Annotated in this window: 15 protein-coding genes, 1 tRNA gene and 1 other RNA gene; 11 read left to right on the forward strand and 6 right to left on the reverse strand. The window is 59.5% G+C overall.

All coding sequences use genetic code 11. The features are described from left to right. Positions 1 to 71, forward strand: a 71-nt coding sequence (locus ACTQZF_RS08795) for an IS3 family transposase (protein WP_441554575.1), incomplete at its 5' end; no start/stop codon positions are given. A gap of 130 nt (positions 72 to 201) precedes the next feature. Here ACTQZF_RS08795 and cysE read toward each other — a convergent pair. After that, positions 202 to 903 carry a serine O-acetyltransferase gene (gene cysE / locus ACTQZF_RS08800; RefSeq protein ID WP_441033618.1) on the reverse strand — a complete coding sequence of 234 codons (702 nt, stop codon included), beginning with the start codon at positions 901 to 903 and terminating at the stop codon, positions 202 to 204. A 223-nt stretch (positions 904 to 1,126) separates the two neighbouring features. Between cysE and ACTQZF_RS08805 the strand changes: the two genes are divergently transcribed. Continuing rightward, positions 1,127 to 1,774: a VTT domain-containing protein gene (locus ACTQZF_RS08805; protein ID WP_154517831.1), complete on the forward strand. Its 648-nt coding sequence runs from the start codon at positions 1,127 to 1,129 to the stop codon at positions 1,772 to 1,774. 90 nt (positions 1,775 to 1,864) lie between these two features. Here ACTQZF_RS08805 and ACTQZF_RS08810 read toward each other — a convergent pair whose 3' ends face one another. Continuing rightward, positions 1,865 to 2,677, reverse strand: coding sequence for a DUF6591 domain-containing protein (locus ACTQZF_RS08810; protein WP_441555076.1), 813 nt, complete (start codon positions 2,675 to 2,677; stop codon positions 1,865 to 1,867). A gap of 168 nt (positions 2,678 to 2,845) precedes the next feature. On the opposite strand from ACTQZF_RS08810, the gene ACTQZF_RS08815 reads away from it, so the two are divergent. Together ACTQZF_RS08815 and ACTQZF_RS08820 are read left to right on the forward strand one after the other, a co-directional pair. Further along, positions 2,846 to 3,469, forward strand: coding sequence for a hypothetical protein (locus tag ACTQZF_RS08815; protein ID WP_441054529.1), 624 nt, complete (start codon positions 2,846 to 2,848; stop codon positions 3,467 to 3,469). Between the two features lie 12 nt (positions 3,470 to 3,481). Continuing rightward, a complete protein-coding gene (locus tag ACTQZF_RS08820; RefSeq protein ID WP_441555077.1) occupies positions 3,482 to 4,678 on the forward strand; it encodes an SPFH domain-containing protein in 1,197 nt (398 codons plus the stop codon). 70 nt (positions 4,679 to 4,748) lie between these two features. Here the strand turns inward: ACTQZF_RS08820 and ACTQZF_RS08825 are convergent, their stop codons facing one another. Together ACTQZF_RS08825 and ACTQZF_RS08830 are read right to left on the reverse strand one after the other, a co-directional pair. Further along, entirely contained in the window at positions 4,749 to 6,392 is a 1,644-nt protein-coding gene (locus ACTQZF_RS08825) for a serine/threonine-protein kinase (protein ID WP_441555078.1), read from the reverse strand. Between the two features lie 132 nt (positions 6,393 to 6,524). Continuing rightward, the gene (locus tag ACTQZF_RS08830; protein WP_441555079.1) at positions 6,525 to 6,977 is read right to left on the reverse strand and encodes an XRE family transcriptional regulator; all 453 of its coding nucleotides are present in this window, start codon (positions 6,975 to 6,977) and stop codon (positions 6,525 to 6,527) included. A gap of 333 nt (positions 6,978 to 7,310) precedes the next feature. Between ACTQZF_RS08830 and ACTQZF_RS08835 the strand changes: the two genes are divergently transcribed. Next, positions 7,311 to 8,363, forward strand: a complete 1,053-nt coding sequence (locus tag ACTQZF_RS08835) for a branched-chain amino acid aminotransferase (RefSeq protein ID WP_427728837.1) — start codon at positions 7,311 to 7,313, stop codon at positions 8,361 to 8,363. A 558-nt stretch (positions 8,364 to 8,921) separates the two neighbouring features. Here ACTQZF_RS08835 and ACTQZF_RS08840 read toward each other — a convergent pair. Continuing rightward, positions 8,922 to 9,473 carry a LemA family protein gene (locus ACTQZF_RS08840; RefSeq protein ID WP_441041402.1) on the reverse strand — a complete coding sequence of 184 codons (552 nt, stop codon included), beginning with the start codon at positions 9,471 to 9,473 and terminating at the stop codon, positions 8,922 to 8,924. A gap of 211 nt (positions 9,474 to 9,684) precedes the next feature. Here ACTQZF_RS08840 and ACTQZF_RS08845 point away from each other — a divergent pair, with 211 nt between their 5' ends. Beyond that, a complete protein-coding gene (locus tag ACTQZF_RS08845; protein WP_427747789.1) occupies positions 9,685 to 10,269 on the forward strand; it encodes a TetR/AcrR family transcriptional regulator in 585 nt (194 codons plus the stop codon). Positions 10,270 to 10,271: 2 nt separating this feature from the next. Here the strand turns inward: ACTQZF_RS08845 and ACTQZF_RS08850 are convergent. After that, positions 10,272 to 10,361, reverse strand: a tRNA-Ser gene (locus ACTQZF_RS08850). A gap of 51 nt (positions 10,362 to 10,412) precedes the next feature. Between ACTQZF_RS08850 and tadA the strand changes: the two genes are divergently transcribed. The 5 genes from tadA to bilS all read left to right on the forward strand — a co-directional run bounded on the left by tadA (position 10,413) and on the right by bilS (position 17,214). Next, complete coding sequence (tadA, locus tag ACTQZF_RS08855; protein WP_441555080.1) at positions 10,413 to 12,194, forward strand: tRNA adenosine(34) deaminase TadA; 1,782 nt, start codon at positions 10,413 to 10,415, stop codon at positions 12,192 to 12,194. Between the two features lie 176 nt (positions 12,195 to 12,370). Next, an RNA gene (gene ffs / locus ACTQZF_RS08860) (signal recognition particle sRNA small type) lies at positions 12,371 to 12,466 on the forward strand. Positions 12,467 to 12,807: 341 nt separating this feature from the next. Continuing rightward, the gene (locus ACTQZF_RS08865; protein WP_441555081.1) at positions 12,808 to 14,691 is read left to right on the forward strand and encodes an ABC transporter ATP-binding protein; all 1,884 of its coding nucleotides are present in this window, start codon (positions 12,808 to 12,810) and stop codon (positions 14,689 to 14,691) included. Continuing rightward, positions 14,692 to 16,551 carry an ABC transporter ATP-binding protein gene (locus ACTQZF_RS08870; RefSeq protein ID WP_441555082.1) on the forward strand — a complete coding sequence of 620 codons (1,860 nt, stop codon included), beginning with the start codon at positions 14,692 to 14,694 and terminating at the stop codon, positions 16,549 to 16,551. A 111-nt stretch (positions 16,552 to 16,662) separates the two neighbouring features. Further along, a complete protein-coding gene (bilS, locus tag ACTQZF_RS08875) occupies positions 16,663 to 17,214 on the forward strand; it encodes a flavodoxin family protein BilS (protein ID WP_427719646.1) in 552 nt (183 codons plus the stop codon). Positions 17,215 to 17,804: the final 590 nt, after the last annotated feature.

Consider the following 17,804-nt stretch of genomic DNA (forward strand, 5'->3'; position numbering starts at 1 on the left):
CGAGGCGAAGGCAGGTTAAACTGAAGGGGCTGACCCCGGAGGAGTTCCGGAACCAGCCCCTTGCGGCGTAGTTCTTATTTAAGCCGTCCAAGTTTTGGGGTGCAGTTCAACAACGTGCAATCCCCCGCTTTCTGCTTTACGGCCACGTCTCCGCAGCCGGCATCATGTGCATACCGCCCATGGACTCCGCAACAGGAGCGGCTACCGATCTGCTAGCTCGCGTACCAGGGCCTTGAGCTCGGCCACCTCTTGCTCGAGCTCTGCGACGCGGCGAGCGTTCTCGGTGATGCCCTGACGGTTGAGGGCGGACTGCTCGGCCGCGTCGTCGGGCATGTATTCACGGTGCTGCTTGGCGTCAAACGTCTCCTCAAACACGCGGCAGCCGTTGCGCTTGATGATGCGTCCCGGCACGCCCACGACGGTGCAGTTGTCGGGTACGTCCTTGACTACCACGGAGTTGCCGCCGATTTTGACGTTGTTGCCGATGCGGATGTTGCCGAGCACCTTGGCGCCCGTGCCCACGGTGACGTTGTCGCCCAGGGTGGGGTGGCGCTTGCCGGTCTCGTTGCCGGTACCGCCGAGCGTGACACCCTGGTAGAGCACGCAGTTGTCGCCCACGATGGTGGTTTCGCCGATGACGACGCCCATGGCGTGGTCGATAAAGAAATGCTTGCCGATCTGTGCAGCGGGATGAATCTCGACCCCGGTGATGTGGCGGGTGATTTGCGAGAGCACGCGGGCGAGCGAGCGATGACCGTGCTCCCACAGCCAGTGCTCGGGCACGTGGTTCCACTTGGCGTGCAGGCCAGGATAGGAAAGGAAGATGACCAAACCGTTTTGCGCGGCGGGGTCCTGCGCCTGGACGGTCTTGATGTCCTCGCGAATGGTATTGATAAAGCTCACCGGCCGCCCTCCCTTAGCGCCATGGCAATGCGATTCAATAAAGTATAGCGATTCGCTAGGGATTAGGAAGAATAATCTTGGCGGCTTTACATGACAGGTGTCAGTTATGCAAACTTGCTGGTAATGGAGTCATGCTTTTGTGGGGTTGCGCACGAGGGGGCACCGCAACCGTATACTAGTCGACTTGGACGTATCCGCGCCCACAACTGAGAGGTTTTACTTCATGGGTTTCATCAATTTTATCGCCGAGCTACTCAAAGACCCGCGCACCGCGATTGCCAGCTGGATCGCCGCCGGCCCGCTTATGGCCTACGGCTGCGTGTTCCTCATTATCTTCGTTGAGACAGGCGTGGTGTTCTTCCCGTTCCTTCCCGGCGATTCACTGCTGTTTGCTTCGGGCTTCTTTGCCCATAACGGTGGCTTTAACATCGTGGCCCTGCTGGCCGTAGCATGGGCCGCTGCCATCCTGGGCGACCAGTGCAACTTTATGATCGGTCACTTCTTTGGCAAAAAGATCATCGCTTCGGGCAAGGTCAAGGCCATGACGCCCGAGCGTATCAAAAAGTCCGAGGACTTCTTGGACAAGTGGGGTCACCTGGCCATCTTCCTCGGCCGCTTCTTCCCGTTTATCCGCACCTTTGTGCCCTTCATTGCCGGCATGGGCGGTATGCACTGGCGCAACTTTGTCATCTACAACGTGCTGGGCGGCATTACCTGGTCGACGGTCTTTACACTGCTGGGCTACTTCTTTGGTGGCATCCCCTTTGTGCAGGAGCACTTTGAGTTGCTGATCATTGGCATCGTAGCCGTGTCGATCATCCCGACTGTAGTCGGCCTGGTTAAGGCTAAGCTGGGCAAACAGAACGCGTAGGCGTCTAAAACCGATTGGTGCAAAAAGACCCGCCACTTGGATGACGGGTCTTTTTTGTTGTGGGAGCGATATGTGGCGTTGAGTGCGAGGCTATTGGACCTCGCTCAACTTCTGCAGCACACGCCCTTGTACCTCAAGGTAATAGGCCTGGTCCTCGGCGGAAAGTGAGCTTTCATCGACGCTATCAAATTTCTGCGACCACTCGCTGTACTGCTGCATCATCGATCCGTAGTCGGCAAGCATCGATGCGGTGTCGTCTGAATTCTCGTACTTTTTCATGAACTCGACGTAGCTGTTCATAAACTGCTCGTAGCCGTCCATCATGGCACGGAAATCGGACGAGGATGTGGCTGGGGCGGATTCGGCCTGTGAATCAGTGGCTACCGCATCGGTGTCGTCGGCCGCGTCTGCCTGTTCGCTGTTGTCCTGCGGCTTCTCGAGTTCGATGTCGAGGGACTTTTGGCTACTGTAGTAGGACAAGGTCAGCTTTGCTCCGCTGGGTGCCGTTGCCTCAAAATCATCGGTGCCTTCGCCCGAGAAATCGGTATAGCCGGCTTCTTTGCAAGCAACGACGTAGCTATCGTAGTCGGCTTGTGAGACCTCTTTCAGCGTTGCCGAGAAAGATTCGGAGCTGTTCTCGTATATCTCGCCCTTGTTTGTCTTGGGCTTGGGCAGTTCGGTCGCGAGACCGCTGCTGGGCCAGGTGAATGTTTCGACGGTTTTTGAGGGGCTCGAAGAACTGCAGCCGCCCACACAGGAGCTGATGCGTGCCAAGATAATCAGGATAACAAGCACTGCCAGAACGATCGGCCATTTTTTCTTACCTTTGGGCGGCTTGCCGTCAGGCGTCGACACCGTTTGGGGGACGCCATTATCCCCGCTGCCCGAAGCTTCCCAATCCATAGTTGTTCCTTCCCTCGATATGGATGACACTGCTTCGAATTGTGGCTGTGGACTGCGCAGATTTCATCAGCTGCCAACTGAATCCGGTGAGAAATTCAGTTGGCAGCTGATGAAATTATTTGCCCGGTGTTTAGGATGGGAAGAAAACGTTGGACGGGAGATGGCGGCGTGGACGAGTACAATCTGGCACCCGGCGAGCTCATCATCATGCAGACCTCGAATGTGCGCTTGGGCGTTGGCTCTGGTAGCGAGGCTCTCGATGAGATTGTGCTTACAAATATGAATCTAATCTTGGTCGCAACGGTCTCCGAGGGGCTGTTTAAAACTCGACGCTATCTCAAGCGCTGCCCGCTCGATTCGATTCTGTGTTCGGCAGATGTTCCCCAGGCTATCGCAGCACGTGTGAATAGTACGCCGGTGCTGCGAGTCGCATTTTCGGAGGAGACCGTTACGGTGAGCTTTACCGAAGGCGGCAAGCGCCTGGCCGACCGTTGGGCCGAAAGCGTGCGCCGCGCGGCGGCGGGCAACATCGATGCCATTGATACCTCGGAGCTTCCCTCGGGCACTGCGGCAGAGATTGCAGATTTTGTAGACGGTGCCGTGGGCGTTGTCGGGGCAGTTGGCGACTCCATTGGCAGTGCCTTGGGTGCTTCTCTGAAGGTGCAAAAGCCTCATGCCGAGAAGATGGCCGCAAAGGTGACAGCAAAGTGTCCCGGATGCCATGCGCCCGTCGCGGGACGCAAAGGCCAAGGCGTTGTTTGTTCGTACTGCGATACCAAGTTTGTGCTGTAGGGTGAGGTAATCGTGGGTATTGTAAATGTTGCGATTGACTCGCTTGGCGGCGTCCTTGCCGATCAATGGAAAGATATTGTCACTGCCAGTCATTTTGACGAGCACGTTGTTGTCGCTCCGGGGGTGCGTAAGGTTGGGCAAAACGGGCGTGGCGGAAACTACGGATCGAGTGACGTTCTGTCCAACGGCTCGCTCATTTTTGTTCCCGAGAACACCGCGGCGTTTATTTTTAGTCAGGCGGGCATCGAGCAAGTTATAACGGAATCGGGCGGTTTTGAGTATCGCGACGGCGAAGCGTCGCTTTTTGATGACCACGACTGTGAGGAGCAGGGTGTCCTCAAAATGGTCCTCGGACAGGCGGCGCGTCGTGTCGGCCATGCTGGTATGTCACCGTCGCAGAAGCGTGTGGCGTTTGTCAATCTGCGCGAAATCCGCGGCATCAGGTTTGGCACGCGTGGACCGCTTGCGTATAACGACTTGTTTTACGGCGCGGATCTTGAGGTCTTCGCGTATGGTCAGCTGTCGCTGCAGGTAGTGGATGCCGAGCGTTTTATCAGGAATTTTCTTCCTGCGAACGTCTATAGCTATTCGTTTGACGACCCGCGCGCACGGAGCATGCTGATTGCAGAGTTTCTGGCTTCGCTCATCGTGGCCACGAATGCCATGTCGTCCGAGGTCCGAATTTCGCAGCTGCCGTCACACGTCAACGAAATTCGCCATATGATCCTGGACGAGGGCGATAACGCGGGGTCATGGCAAGATCGCTTTGGCATCAAGCTTGTGCAAGTCGCCATCGAAAACATCGAATTCTCCGATGAGTCGCGCGAGCTTATCAAGAGCTATGCGAAAAAGAAGCTGGATGTTAGCGCTTACGAGGGGGTTTCTAAGCAGGCAGCCGATGTGGCGGCTCAGCAGATGATTGCCGAGGGCGTACGCGAGAACGGGTTTGGCGCCGCGGGCGGCATGGTGCTCGGCATGGGGCTGGCGGGAATGCTCAACCCCCGTAACGCTTCTGTAGAAGGCGGCGCGGGCGCGGTCTGTACGCCGGATACGACGGAGCCCAAGGGGGTGCCAGGGGGTGGTGCCGAGTCTGCGCGGACGCTTGAGGACCAAATAGAGGCCGTAAAGAAATTCAAAGAGCTTCTCGATGCCGGGATTTTGACGCAAGAGGAGTTTGATGCCAAGAAGCGTGAGATTCTAGGGCTGTAGAAGTATGGAAGGGCCGGCGCGATGCCGGTCCTTCTTTGTGCTGCGGAATTATTCGCGGTGCCCTCCGGTTCTACCACTGGGCTGCGTAAATATCGCAGCTTGCGTGCGGGGGCGGATTGTGGACATCGACCGAAACGGGGGTCGTGGAACTGACGGCGGGGCAGTCGGCAAAGTTGTTATAGCCGGCAACGATGTTGCCCTGCTTGTCGCGCAGGATGGCCGATAGGAACACCTGGGTCTTATCAAAGCCGCTCGGGGCGCTTTGGAGTTTGAGCTTTGCCAAGAATGACTGCATGCCGTCTGTCCCAGCGGATTCGGTACTATCGAAAATTTCGTACACCGGCGCTTCGGTGGCGGTGGCAAGTGCAACGCCGCTGGGTGTGACTGCCTCGAACTCAACGCGCGCGGGAGCGGTGCCATTTCCCGTCTGATCGCCAAAGTAGACGGTCTGGCCGGGCTCGATGGCGCTGTAGGTTTTCTCATCCGTAAAGATCAGGTTATCGTTCGCATCGTATCCGGAGACCTTAATGGTGGGAAATGCGATAGCGGCAGGGCCGTCGGAGTTTTTAAGGCCGATGCCAAAATGGACGTACCCCTGCCCATCAACCGACCAGCCTGATTCCGCGATCGAGAGCTCGGCGGATAAACGGTTGGCATTGCTTGCCGTATTTGCTTTTTTGGATGTCGAAACGCCGTCAGACTGGCCGGCTTGCGATGAGGACGTGGGCCCGTTGTTGCTTTCTCGGTCTGCGTGGAATGTCGAGATGGCAATCGCGCCGACTGCCATCAGCCCGGCAAGCATCGCGGTGACGAGTGTCAGTTTTAGCAACAGGCCGCCAAAGGTCCGCGTCCTGCTTTTGTCTGGATTGCGCTTAGGCGCATGCGTACCCGCTGCCATTTGGGCATGGTCGGCATGCCCATCTGTGCCAGAAGATGCCCTGTCGTTTCCCGGTCGAGACAAGCCGGCGAGCACTTCTGCCATCTCGGTCGCAGACTGGAACCGCGCGCTTGGCTCAAACGAGCAGGCGCACGTGATGGCATGGGCGAGCGTCGCGGGTGCATTATCAAGATTCTTCTTAAGAATCTGCTCGTAAGCCTCGTTATCAGGACGGACACCCGTAAGCGCAAAGCCAAGAACGCGTCCGATGGAGTAGACATCACTTCGCGCATCGGTCTGGGCAAAGCCGTATTGTTCGGGCGAGGCGAACCCCCAAGTTCCGAGGGAAGTCGTGTCCTTGCTTGCCCCTTCGACGCGCATGCGGGCAATACCGAGGTCGATGAGGTGCGCGCCGTTCGCGGCAACCACGATATTGTTGGGGGAAATGTCACGGTGGACGATGCCATGTCTGTGGAGCTCCTCGGCCGCCTCGCAAAGCTCGATGCCAAGCGATGTCGTCTCTTCCGGCGTCAACGGCCCATCGGTTTCGATAGCTTTGGAAAGCGACCGACCTGGCACAAAGTCGTAGACGACAACAAAGTGCTCGGGTAGTTCGTAGGTCGCCTCAACGCGGGGAAGGCGGGGCGAGCTGCATTCTGTGAGTGCCGACCATACATTGCGGCGGGCAAGCTCCTGTCGAATCTTCTTTCGCACGAAGGGACCGGCTCCGTCAATCGTGACGAGTTCGGTAATGCCGTCTTCGCCGCGCGCGAGCACCTGCTCGACGCGATAGGTGTCGTCAAGGCTCATGGCATGCATGAGCTGGTTGTCGTTCAAGCCGTCCTCCCTTCATGGTAGCTGGGCAAATGCCCCAAAAATAATATGCCAACGATTGTTCTGTTTGTTCAGTTGGCAACTGAATCGCGTATGGAGCCGATAGAGCCGCGGGGCTCGCGCGGACGTGGGCGTCTATTTGAGCGGGTTGGTTCCCAGAAGCGTTTTTTCACCCAGGCGGTAGAGCTCGTCGTCGGTGCACGCTCGGCTCATGCCGCGTTCGATGCACCAGATGACGATGGCGTCGCGGCGATCCTTGCACCAAAGCTCGGCGACGCCATCGAGTCTCAGAAGGCGCTGCGTCTCTCGAAGCGTGCAGCCGATACCGAGTGCCAACATGATGGCGTGGTCGCGGCCGGGGCGGCTTTTGCCGGCAAAGATGTCGTACACAACGGTCGGGTTAAGGCCCGAGTTGCGTGCGACGTCCGAGCGCTTGATGCGGCGCTCGTCGATGAGGCAGCGCAAGTACGAGGGAAGCGTTTGGTCGACGGTTTCGCCTTCGTCCAGATAGGCGTCGATGCTCGAACTGGCCAACAGCCGCTTGAGCAGGTCTTCCGTCAAGTGTTCGCGTTTGTTCTGAGTTGCCAAGGGGGCTCCAATCATCGTCTCGACTTAGAGTATATCGATAGGGCGGTCGCGGGGCGCATGGGGCGAGTAGACGCCGCGGCTTGGAGGACGCCTATTTACCCTGGTGAATTCCGAAGCAAATGAAAATACTTTACTTAGTTAAAGAAAAACGTTTTATCCGACGCGCGCGGGGAGTACAATCTCGTCCATGCGAATCGACGTGCCATCGGCTTCGATGTTGCCCGCGTGTCCCGTCCGGCTCTACGCTCCGGGCGTGCGACGTTGCGACACGGTCGGCCTCGGTCCTTGCGTGCGGGTTCGCGAGTATGCAACTGTGTATGTAAGGAGCGACATATGACTGTCGAGAAGAAGGATATCGATTGGGGTAGCCTCGGCTTTGGCTACATGAAGACCGATTACAGCTACGAGGCTCATTGGAAGGATGGCGAGTGGGACGAGGGCGGCCTGACCACCGACCACACCATGCATGTCTCCGAGTGCGGCGGCATCTTCCATTACTGCCAGGAGGTCTTTGAGGGCCTGAAGGCCTACACCGCCGAGGATGGCAGCATCGTCTGCTTCCGTCCCGACATGAACGCTGAGCGCATGTATAACTCTGCCCAGCGCCTCGAGATGCCGCCGTTCCCCAAGGACAAGTTCGTTGAGGCCGTCAAGCAGGTCGTTTCTGCCAATGCTGCCTGGGTTCCGCCTTTCGGCTCCGGTGCGACCCTGTACGTGCGTCCGTTTATGATTGGCTCTGGTGACGTGATTGGCGTGGCTCCTGCTCCTGAGTACACGTTCCGCATTCTCGTGACTCCGGTCGGTCCGTACTTTAAGGGCGGCCTTAAGCCCGTTAAGCTGCGCGTTTCCGAGTATGACCGTGCAGCCCCGCATGGCACCGGCAACATCAAGGCCGGCCTGAACTACGCCATGTCCCTTAAGCCCACGATGGAGGCCCATCGCGAGGGCTATGCCGAGAACCTGTATCTTGACTCCGAGTCTCGCACCTATGTCGAGGAGACCGGTGGCGCCAACGTCCTGTTCGTGAAAGAGGACGGCACCCTCGTCGTTCCGCAGTCGCACACCGACTCGATCCTGCCCTCCATCACCCGTCGCTCGCTCGTTCAGGTCGCTCAGGACCTGGGCATGACCGTTGATCAGCGTCCCGTCGAGTGGGCCGAGGTCAAGGCCGGCACCTTTGTTGAGTGCGGTCTGTGCGGCACCGCTGCTGTTATCTCCCCGGTCGGCGAGATTGACAACAAGGTTTATGGTGCCGACGAGACCGTGACCTTCCCGGCTGGCTGCACCGAGATCGGCCCTGTTATGAAGAAACTTCGCGAGACCCTGACTGGTATTCAGTCTGGTGCTGTCGAGGATAAGCACAACTGGGTTTACACCGTCGCGTAAGCTGTCTTGTACGTTCGGCCCGAGGGCGACCTTCCTTTCCGGCGCGTCCTCGGACATGAAAGAACCCCCGCTGCGCACTACGTGCGGCGGGGGTTCTTTCATCCTGCGGAGTGCGCCTGGGTGTGGGCTCCATAAGGAGCTTGGCCCTAGTGACCCCGCGCAGTTCTGTAGGAAAACCGCGCACCAGGAAGAGGTGCGTGCGCGGTTTTCCGGTTGCCGCTCGCCTGGGGTGGGACGGGGCGTACATTTTTGGGAGTTTTCAGCAGCCGGGTGCGCATGCATACGGGATTTTGGGCGAAAGTCAGGCGCCGTGAGCCGCATCCTGTAGAAAATGAGTGATCCCTGAGGTGCTGAGGGCTCAGAATCAGGGTTTTCAACGCGGTTTTGTGGGCCCATTCCTGTTCCTTTGGGCTCCAGGATGCTGAAAACTCCAAAATTTGCACGCCGCCCTCTGGGGTACCTGTGGGCAAAAAGCAACCGTCCCGCCGAAGTATGCATTCGACGGGACGGTTTATGCGGTTTATGTATATAGCCGATTCAGGATGCGTTGCCAACTTGTTAGAACTTGACGGTCGGGGCCTGGCGGGCGGCTTCAACTGCCTCGAAGCCCTGGCGCTCCTTAAACTGGAAGATGCCGGCAAAGATAACGGCCGGGAACGTCTGGATGGCGTTGTTGTAGCTGAGCACGCAGTCGTTGTAGCTCTGGCGCGCGTAGCTCACCTTGTTCTCGGTGTCCTCGAGCGTAGCCTGGAGCTGCATAAAGTTGGTGTTCGCCTTAAGGTCGGGGTAGGCCTCGGCCACGGCAAAGAGCTGGCGCAGTGCACCGGTCAGCACGTTGTCGGCTTCCATTTTGGCCTCGGGGGTGGTGGCGCTTACGGCGGTGTTGCGCGCGTTGATCACGGCGGCGAGCGTGTCCTGCTCGTGCTTGGCGTAGCCCTTGACGGTCTCGACCAGGTTGGGGATCAGGTCGTTGCGGCGCTGCAGCTGCGTGTCGATGTTCTGCCAGGCGTTATCGATACGATTGCGCTTGGTAACCATGTTGTTGTAGATGCCAGCGATGGCGCAGACGATCACAACGACAACAACGATACCGATGATGACGGGAAGCATGATGTCTCCGTTTCGAATGGCAGCGGCGTTTTGCGCCGGCCGTTGTTGGTATAACGTATCTAGTATACCCGCAACCTTTGGCGGTGCCGAACTTTCCGGTAAGCGTTTTGTTTCAACCAGGGAGGGGGCGCCAATATCGAACGGGTGGTACAGGTGTAAGATATGCGACAAATTACGGAATGCTGTCTACGCCTTGAGGATGGTGATACGGATGGACCTTCGCATCAAGAAAACCTATCGTGCCCTGTTCGACGCCTTTACCGAGCTTTTGGAAGAGCATCGGTTTGAGGATTTGACGGTTGCCATGCTTTGCGACCGGGCCCTGATTCGCCGCACGACGTTCTATAAGCATTTTCGCGATAAAAACGATTATTTTGCCTTCTATATCGATGAGCTTATGACGGGCTTGCCCCAAAACCAGACCGACGCAGCGGACGCGGAGCCGCTTGTGGATGTACAGGCGCTTCGCCATGAGGTCTTTGACGATGCCATGAATATGGTTCTGGCGCATGAGCAGCTCATGGATAACCTTTTGGCGAGCAGCATGTCGGGCATGCTGACCGGCATGATTTGCGACCGCATCGCGCATTCCATCCGTGAGCGCGTGATGAGCTCGCTTGCCGAAGACGCCCTGGCGCCCGTTTCGCTCGAGACGACATCGGAATTTATCGCCGGTGGCATTATTCGAGTGTTCACAAATTGGTGGGAATCGGGCCACGATCTTGAGCGTCGACCTGAGATGGCCGACGTGGTCGATGCGCTGTTTGAGCGCACCATGACGCCGGTGAATCACTAAGGTGGCGGAGAGAGGGGGATTCGAACCCCCGGAACGCTCTCGCGCTCAACGGTTTTCAAGACCGCCGCATTCAACCGCTCTGCCATCTCTCCGTGAGTCGTAATGATAGCATCGTTTTGAATTTGCAACAGGGAAGGCGAACGATGACGATCACCGAAATCGACGAGAAGTTCATGCGCGAGGCGCTGGCGGAGGCGCGCGCCGCTGCGACAGTGGGCGAGGTGCCGATTGGTGCTGTGGTGGTGCGTGCGGGTGAGATTGTCGCGAGGGCGCATAATCGCCGTGAGCTCGACCAGGACCCTTCGGCACATGCCGAGTTTTTGGCCCTGTGCGCCGCCGCTCAGACGCTTGGGCGTTGGCGCCTTTCCGATTGTACAGTCTACGTGACGCTCGAACCCTGCTGCATGTGTGCGGGGCTTATGGTTAACGCGCGCGTGGGGCGTTGCGTGTATGGTGCGGCCGATGCCAAGGCGGGAGCGGTGGGCTCGCTGTATGACCTCAATGCCGATTCGCGCCTGAACCATCGGTTTAATGTGGCCGCCGGCGTGCTGGCAGACGAGTGTCGTGAGGTGTTGAGCGGCTATTTTAGTGGGCTGCGTGACACCGATGGTGCTGTCTGCGGTTGTGGGGCCGATCTTGAGGCGCATGTCGCTCATGCCAAGGCACTCACGTGTGCCGAAGATATTGCCGTTGAGGCGGTCGATTTTGGTGTCGCGTGCCGCCGGCCCCGCCGTGTGCTGCTGGCGATCGACTCCTTTAAGGGCAGCGTTTCGAGTGCACAGGCGGAGGCGGCCGTTGCCGAAGGCGTGTGCCAGGTGTGGCCCGATGCCGAGCTGAGCGCTTTGCCGCTGGCAGATGGTGGCGAGGGAACGCTCGATGCCGTCGCCGCGCGCGGCGGCGAGCTTGTGACCTGCGAGGTTGCAGGCCCCTTGGGCGACCGCGTGTCTGCACGGATGCTGGTGGACGGCGAGCACGAGTCGGCTTTAGTTGAGATGGCCGAGGCGGCGGGTATTGGGTATTCGCCCTGCACGGAATCGGCGGCGATCGCGGCTTCGACCTATGGCGTGGGCGAGCTCATGCTTCGCGCGGTCCGTGCTGGGGCAAAGACTATCTATATTGGCTTGGGCGGCAGCGCTACCAACGATGGCGGCGCCGGTATGCTGCAGGCGCTGGGCGCGCGTGTGGTCGATGAGTGTGGCTGCAATATCGCCCCCGGTCTTGCGGGTCTCGAACACGTGGTGAGTATCGATTTGGCGCCAGCACTTCGGGCGCTGAATGGCGTGCGTATCGTGGTGCTTTCCGATGTTGAGAATCCGCTCGTGGGGCGCCGAGGCGCCCTGACGGTGTTTGGCGGGCAGAAAGGCCTGCCGACGGGTGACGTCGAGGCGCTACGCGGGTACGACGGCTGGATGGTCGGCTACGGTCGTCTGCTCGATGCGGCGATTTTCGAGATGCGAGCCCAGAAGCTTCTGCGCGCGCCCGAGGGTGCACGGTCATTTGGCTCGGTGCTTGGTGTGCCCGGTGCCGGTGCCGCCGGCGGCTTGGGTGCCGCGCTGCTGGCGCTCGGTGCGGAGCTGCGCTCGGGCGTGGAGACGGTGCTCGATTTGATTGGGTTTGACGAGTGTGTGCGCGATGCCGACCTGGTCATAACGGGCGAGGGCAATATGGACGAGCAATCCGCCGCCGGTAAGGCGCCGGTGGGCGTGGCCCGTCGTGCGAAGCGATATAGCAAGCCGGTGGTCGCCGTCGTGGGCGGTCGTGCCGACAACCTGGATGCGGTGTATGGACAGGGTATCGACTTGGTTCTGCCGGTCTGCCGCAGACCCATGCCCCTTGACCAAGCGCTCGACCCCCAGGAAGCCACAACCAACCTCATCTGTGCCGGCGAGGCAGCCGCTCGAGCCTACGACCTCGGCCGTATTTAAGTTTATCCAGGCAAGTCTCAATAAGTTGCGGTGGAATAGTTCCTGTTTTTGGCCTTGGCCGTAAAACAGGAACTATTCCACCGCAACTCAAAAGTAGTCTTTTTGGCCCCGTCCCAAATTAGCTACCTTGCCCCATCGGGCAGGAGCGGGTAAGATATACCGAGCGCCAAGCGCGCTCGATGGGTTCGGATGACGACATGTTCCGAATCTGGTCAGGTCCGGAAGGAAGCAGCCATAAGGAGCCTCTGTCGGGCATCCGAATCCATCGAGCGCACGGGCGCTTTTTGGTGCCGCGATGCGGTCCCGGTGCCGGCGGGCTGTTTGGTGTCTCGCTGGTCCTCGGCTTTGCCTGCGGGATCGCTCGACTACCAAACAGCCCGCCGGCACCGGGACCACTTCGTCCAAAAATCACCCGTAGAGGGCGCATTTATCTGAAGAATTGAATCCCGTGTCTTGCGGCGCTCGCTGGCGTTGCCAAAGCATCGGCTGCTACATGTCTTGGGCGCTAGTGACCGTCGCCCTTACATCTGTAACGAGTTGCTTACGCATCTCCAGGGCTCGCCGTACTATCATGAATCAGATTGAAGAGAGATGATGATAGGGAGCGCCTTCTATGATTGAGCTGCTCAGGCGTTTTGGTGGTAAGTTTCTCCGGTATATGGTGATTGGCCCTGCGTGTAAGTTGATCGAAGTGATTTTTGACCTACTTACGCCGCTCGTGATTGCCCAGATGATTGATAAGGGTATTGGTGCACGCGATGTCAACGCCGTCGTCCACTACGGTATGGTGCTCGCCGCCATGGCTGTGATCGGCATCTCGTTTACGCTCGTCTGCCAAAAGATGGCGGCGCTCACCTCGCAGGGCATGGGCACCGACATTCGCGGCGCGCTCTACCAGCACATCAATAAGCTGAGCTACACCGAACTCGACCGCTTTGGCACGCCGTCGCTCATCACGCGCATCACCAACGATGTCAACCAGGTGCAGCTTGCCGTGGCGCTGGGCGTGCGCATGCTCATTCGCTGGCCCTTTTTGGCGGTGGGCTCTATGTGCGCGGCCCTTGCCATCGACCTTAAGCTCGGCATCATCTTTTTGATTTGCACGCCCGCCATCGGCTTGGTGTTTTGGTTTGTCATGGCGCGCTGTATTCCGTATTACAAGCAGCTGCAGGCAAAGCTCGACCGCATCGCGCTTGTCTGCCGCGAGGGCCTTTCGGGCGCCCGCGTGGTCCGCGCCTTTGTGCGCGAGGATCACGAGCGCGAGCGCTTTGCCCAAGCCGCCGACGACCAGGCCCATACCGCCATCGCGGTGGGCAAGCTCTCGTCGATCCTTAACCCCGTCACGTTTTTGATGATGAACCTGGGCGTTTGCGCCATCCTGTGGGCGGGCGGCATCCAGGTCAACGTGGGTGAGCTTACGCAGGGCCAGGTTATGGCGTTCGTCAACTACATGACGCAGACGCTCACCTCCATCGTGTACGTTGCCAACCTGGTCGTGGTCTTTACCAAGGCGAGCGCCAGCGCGTCGCGCATCAACGAGGTGTTCAATTGTGAGCCGAGCATCACCGACGAGGGCAATCAGCCGGTCGCGCTGCCCAAGCCGAGCGAACTGGCGGGTGGCGCTGTTCCGGTTCCCGCACTGAGCTTTGACCATGCGAGCTTTTCGTTTGGCGCGGGCGCTGCCAACGCCGTCAACGATGTGACCCTGGAGCTGCCGGCGGGCAAAACGCTCGGCATTATCGGCGGCACGGGCAGCGGCAAGTCCACACTCGTCTCGCTTATCCCGCGCCTGTACGATGCGAGCGCCGGCAGCGTGAGCGTGATGGGCGCCGATGCGCGCACCTGGCCGCTCGACCAGCTGCGTCATGTGGTTGCGACCGTTCCGCAACGTGCATCGCTGGTGAGCGGCACTATCCGCAGCAACCTGACCTGGCGCGACGAGGCGGCAACCGACGAGGAGCTTTGGGCGGCGCTCGATATGGCGCAGGCCAGCGAGTTTGTGCGCAACAAGCCGCAGGGCTTAGATGCCCCGGTCGAGGCGGGCGGTAAGAACTTCAGCGGTGGCCAGCGCCAGCGCCTGACCATCGCACGTGCCCTGGTGGGCTCTCCGCAGATCCTGATCATGGATGACTCCGCCTCGGCGCTCGACTTTAAGACCGACGCAGCGCTTCGCCGTGCCATTCGTGAACGAAGCGTGTGCGGTGCCGCCGAGGGCGGGCTGCCGCTGACGACCATCATCGTGAGCCAGCGCGTCTCGACCGTGCGCGACGCCGACGTGATTTGCGTACTCGACCACGGCTCGGTCGCGGGCTTGGGCACGCACGATGAGCTGTATGCAAGCTGCCAGCTCTACCGCGAGATTTGCCAGTCGCAGCTTCGCCGTGAGGAGCTCGAGGGTCAGCAGGGGAGTACGGCGCCCACGCCCGCTCCAAGCCCCGCGTCCGCCCCAGGCGCCCCGACCGCCCCCGCATCCGTCTGCGCAAAGGAGGGCTGCTAAATGAATCCCTACACTTCCTCCGGTTCGGTCGCCACGATGACGGCCAACGTGTCCGGCAACGATAACCTCAGTGACTTGGGTGACGGCCCGCGTCAGCCCGGCGACCCCGAGCGCTATCCCGTGGGCGCGGTAACTCGCCGCCTGCTGGGCTATGTTCGTCCGCACCGCATTTCGTTTGTAGCGTCGTTTGTGAGTGCCGCCGCTTCGGTGATCTTGCAGCTCTACACGCCCATCCTCGTCGGCGAGGGCATCGACCTGATCGTCGCCGCCGGGCAGGTGGACTTCGACGCGCTGCTGCCGCTTGTCACCAAGCTCGCGATTGTCGTCGTAGGTGCTGCGGCTTTCCAGTGGCTGCAGGGCTACTGCGTCAACCGCCTGTCCTACGAGACGGTGCGCGACATGCGCGTGGAGGCGAGCGACAAGCTCAGCCGCATGCCGCTCAGCTTTATCGACAGCCATGCCCACGGCGACCTTATGGGCCGCGTGGTCAACGATGTCGATCAGGTGGGCGATGGCCTGCTGCAGGGCTTTACCCAGCTTTTCACCGGCGTTATCACCATCGTGGGCACGCTCGCGTTTATGCTCTCCATCAACCTGACCATGACGCTCGTGGTGGTGCTCGTCACGCCGCTTTCCATTTTTGCAGCCGGTGCTATTGCCAAGCTCTCCAACAAAAGCTTTACGGCACAGCAGCGCATCCAAGGCCAGCTCGGTGGTCATATCGAGGAGTACGTGGGCGAGCAGAAGCTTGTCGACGCCTTTGCCTATGGCTCCAACGCGCAAGCGAGCTTCGATGCCCTCAATGCCGAGCTCTACACCGCGGGCGAGCGCGCGCAGTTTATGGGTTCGCTCTCCAACCCCGGCACGCGCTTTATCAATAACATCATCTATGCCGTGGTCGCTGTGATCGGCTGCGCGGGCGTGATCACGGGCGTGCCCGCGGCGCTTACGGTGGGCGGCGTGCAGATCTTTCTGTCCTATGCTAACCAGTACACCAAGCCGTTCAACGAGGTCACCAACGTTATTACGCAGATCCAGGCGGCGTATGCCTCGGCGCGCCGCATGTTTGCGCTGCTCGATGCGCGCGAGCAGGAGCCCGACGCGTCGGACGCTGTAGAGCTTGCCGCACCGCAGGGCGAGGTCGCCTTTGAGCATGTTGACTTTAGCTACGTGTCCGACCGCAAGTTGCTGCAGGATATCTGCATCGAGGCCAAGCCCGGCATGCGCTTTGCCCTGGTCGGCCCTACGGGCTGTGGCAAGACAACGCTCATCAATTTGCTGCTGCGTTTTTATGATATCGATGCCGGCCGCATTGCGGTCGATGGCCGTTCCTCGCGTGAATACACGCGCGCAAGCCTGCGCCGTGCCTTTGGCATGGTGTTGCAGGATACGTGGCTGTTCGAGGGCACGGTGGCAGATAACATCGCCTACGGCTTTCCCGATGCCACGCGCGAGCAGGTTATCGAAGCTGCCAAGCGCGCGCATGCGCACAAGTTTATCGTGCAGCTGCCGCAGGGCTACAACACGGTGATTGGCGAGGACGGCGGCACGTTTAGCCAGGGTCAAAAACAGCTGCTGTGCATCGCTCGCGTCATGCTCACCGACCCGGCGATTTTGCTGCTGGACGAGGCGACCTCGAGCATCGATACTCGCACCGAGCTGCAGGTGCAGGCGGCATTCGACGAGCTCATGGCCGGTCGCACAAGCTTTGTGGTGGCGCACCGCCTGAGCACCATTCGCAACGCCGACTGCATTTTGGTGATGCGCGACGGCGAGATTATCGAGCGCGGCACACACGACGAGCTGCTGGCGGCAGACGGCTTCTATGCCGATCTTTACCGCAGCCAGTTTGCCCAGTAGGGGCCACCGATTAGCGGCAGGTGGTTTACATCTGTCACGTTGGTACTAAGATATTCATCTAATAAATTGCATTAGTGGCTTTAGTTTTGGGGGAAACGAGGCAACGTGACTATGACGTGCTCTTTGGTGGTTAACAGCAAGAGCGGTAATACCAGGATGGTTTCGGGCGCGATCAAGCGCGCTCTGCAGGCTGCGGGTGTTGAGTTTGTCCATGCCGCGGCGTTGAGCGACGATGCGGATGCAGATCAGGTTGCGCTCGAGGCGCAGGGCGCCTGCGCGGCCGACACGGTGCTCGTCGGTTTTTGGTGTGACAAGGGCGCGTGCACGCCTTCGGTCGCGGCGTTGCTCTCCACCTTGCACCGCAAGCGCGTCTTTTTGTTTGGCACCTGCGGTTTTGGCGCCGACCAGAGCTATTATCAGCAGATTATCGATCGCGTGACCTCCAATTTGGCCAATGATGCCGAGCTTGTAGGTTGGGCGATGTGCCAGGGCAAGATGGGCCCTGCGGTCAAGCAGCGCTACGAGGCCATGCTCGAGCAAGATCCCGACAACGCCCGCGCTAAGATGCTGCTCGACAACTGGGTTGCCGCGAAGGACCATCCGACCAAGGAAGATCTGGACAACATGGCGGCAGCCGCCAAGAAGGCCGTGCTGGGCGAGTAGGTCTATCGCTGCCGCGCGTGCGAAATAATACAGAAGCGAAAGCCTCGAAATCCTCGAGGCTTTTTTCTTGACACTCGCGGGTGCAACCGTGGCAAGCGTGTGGGGCGACATTTTCCATCACCCCGATGACGAGGCCGTCCTGGAAGACACGCTCTCCTGCATCCGCTGGATGTATTGAGCGTGGGACGGGCTTTCCAGATGGGCAGGGTTTCGGGAAGTGTGTCCCAGAATCGGCGCTCAGACTGGGATACACTTTCCGCTTTACGCCTTGTCCGGAAACTGTGTCCCGGAATTAAGGCTTGGAATGGGATGCACTTTCCGGTTGAGAGCCTTAGCGGAAAGTGCGACCCGGAATTTACTCTTGAAGTGGGATGCGCTTTCCCAACAGGCCCTCAAGCGGAAACTGCGTCCCATTCCGAAGGCAGATTCCGGGATACGCTTTCCGGATACAAAGAAGGCCACGCAACGTGGCCTTCATCTTATTAAAGGCTTTAGCCTGTGCGGGGCGCACAGCGCGCCGCATCAGAAACCACCCGCTATGCGGGTGGGGCCAAACGGCTTTACAAAGCCGCCCCCTCGCCGGACACTTG

Source organism: Collinsella sp. LCP19S3_H3 (genome assembly GCF_052119145.1).
GTDB lineage: Bacteria > Actinomycetota > Coriobacteriia > Coriobacteriales > Coriobacteriaceae > Collinsella.

Excerpts from the sequence above, each read along its gene's own strand:
- ACTQZF_RS08810 (WP_441555076.1), bottom strand. The coding sequence starts at position 2,677 with ATGGATTGGGAAGCTTCGGGCAGCGGGGATAATGGCGTCCCCCAAACG.
- ACTQZF_RS08805 (WP_154517831.1), top strand. The coding sequence starts at position 1,127 with ATGGGTTTCATCAATTTTATCGCCGAGCTACTCAAAGACCCGCGCACC.
- ACTQZF_RS08835 (WP_427728837.1), top strand. The coding sequence starts at position 7,311 with ATGACTGTCGAGAAGAAGGATATCGATTGGGGTAGCCTCGGCTTTGGC.
- ACTQZF_RS08865 (WP_441555081.1), top strand. The coding sequence starts at position 12,808 with ATGATTGAGCTGCTCAGGCGTTTTGGTGGTAAGTTTCTCCGGTATATG.
- bilS (WP_427719646.1), top strand. The coding sequence starts at position 16,663 with ATGACGTGCTCTTTGGTGGTTAACAGCAAGAGCGGTAATACCAGGATG.
- ACTQZF_RS08840 (WP_441041402.1), bottom strand. The coding sequence starts at position 9,473 with ATGCTTCCCGTCATCATCGGTATCGTTGTTGTCGTTGTGATCGTCTGC.
- ACTQZF_RS08845 (WP_427747789.1), top strand. The coding sequence starts at position 9,685 with ATGGACCTTCGCATCAAGAAAACCTATCGTGCCCTGTTCGACGCCTTT.
- ACTQZF_RS08870 (WP_441555082.1), top strand. The coding sequence starts at position 14,692 with ATGAATCCCTACACTTCCTCCGGTTCGGTCGCCACGATGACGGCCAAC.
- tadA (WP_441555080.1), top strand. The coding sequence starts at position 10,413 with ATGACGATCACCGAAATCGACGAGAAGTTCATGCGCGAGGCGCTGGCG.